The 1,506-nt window shown below is 51.5% G+C and carries 2 protein-coding genes; one reads left to right on the top strand and one right to left on the bottom strand.

Features of this window, described 5'->3' with window-relative positions; translation table 11 throughout:
* Positions 1 to 242, top strand: a 242-nt coding sequence (locus DW965_RS19470; protein WP_118006298.1) for a tweety protein, incomplete at its 5' end; no start/stop codon positions are given.
* A gap of 28 nt (positions 243 to 270) precedes the next feature.
* On the opposite strand, the gene DW965_RS18660 is transcribed toward DW965_RS19470, so the two are convergent.
* Positions 271 to 1,506, bottom strand: a 1,236-nt coding sequence (locus DW965_RS18660; RefSeq protein WP_119198677.1) for a virulence-associated E family protein, incomplete at its 5' end; no start/stop codon positions are given.

The raw sequence follows: 1,506 nt of genomic DNA, 5'->3' as shown, positions 1-1,506 counted from the left end.
ACATGAATCTCTGTTTTGTTTTTTGCCATAGGCAGTTATCCTCCATACATGAAAATAGCCAGACAGAGGGTGTCGGCAACGAAGTCCGGCAACGGGCTTCAAAAGACCTTGCAAACAATCTCAATCTGGCGATGGTTACTATTTATACTTTTCTTTTATTTTTCTGTTGTTTTGGTTGTCATAGGGGAGAAAAGCCCGCAGTTATGGGGTTTTCCCCGGCAACCGGCTCGGCAACGGGATAGCAACAGGGGATGCAACGGGCTGTCATTTTCAGAATGGAAGCTCCATCTGTTCTGTGACCTCCACAAAACCGTCCATCGTTTTTTCAGACGGGTTGCCGGAGTCCGTTGCCGGGTTTTCACGCTCCCAGCCCTTTTGTCTGCCATATTCTGAAAACATTCTTGGGTTCGGGAAGTACCGCCAGCGGTCAATGCACTGGTTCATAATCTCGTTGATTTCCCGGATTTCCCATTGTTTCGGCTCGTCAAAGGCATGGTTCAAGGCTTCCTTGTAGAGCTGCTTGGAGCAGACCATGCTCCCGGTGTACTTATCAAGATACGCCTGTATCATCCCGGCTTTGGTGTCCTCCGGCATAAAATCCCGCTGGTGTTCTTTGAGATACCGCTGCATGGCAGGGCTGAAAGCCAGCTTGAACCTGCCGCTTCTGTAAATTTCCATCGCTTCTGCCCACATCTGCTCGATATAGGCTCTGGAAGCGGCTTCGTCCTCCAAAATGTGAACCTCGGCTTGCTCCGGGTACACCATGACGGGGATAAAGCGGCGGTTGCCGGAACGGTCAAGGGGCAGGAAGTCAAGGGCATTGGAAGTGCCGCCAAACACGCACTGACGGGGGCGGTCTGCTGGGTGGGTTTCATAGGGTATCTTGTAAACCTCTTTCTGTCGGCTTAAAAATGACTTGATTTCCTCAATGCTCTTGGCGTTGGCGGTTGCCATCATTTCCGACATTTCGATAATCCAGTGACCTTGCAGCTTGCGGTACACATTGTCATCGTCCAGCTTCCGCAAATCATCGGAGAACCACTCGTCCCGGACTGCCAGCAGACGGAAGAAAGTGGACTTGCCAGCCCCCTGACCGCCGACCAGACAGAGCATGATTTCAAACTTGCACCCCGGCTGAAAGGCTCGTGAGATTGCACCCAGCAGGAACAGCTTCAATGCTTCATAGGTGTAATCGTCTGCGTCAGCCCCCAGAAAGTGCCGCAGGCAGAAGCGGATTCGCTCTGTCCCGTCCCACACAAGGGAACTTAAATAATCCCGGATGGGGTGGTACTTGTTTTCATTCGCCACAATCCCGATGGCGTTATCAATCTTTTTCTCATTGGTAAGCCCGTAGGTTTCTTCCAGATAGAGAAGCAGATACTTCATATCTGTATCGTTCAGGGCGGTGCTTTCCCTGTGGAAGCCGATGGGCTTTATGATGTCCTTGCGGTCAGTCAGGATGTTGTATGCGATAGCCCCGGAAAGCAGCGGGTCACGCTGGAATAC

Origin of the sequence: Blautia sp. AM47-4 (assembly GCF_003479865.1) — a bacterium.
Classification (GTDB): Bacteria; Bacillota; Clostridia; order Lachnospirales; family Lachnospiraceae; genus Fusicatenibacter; species Fusicatenibacter saccharivorans.
Note: the sequence above shows the minus strand (reverse complement) of the source record. Positions and strands in the feature narration are given on the sequence as shown.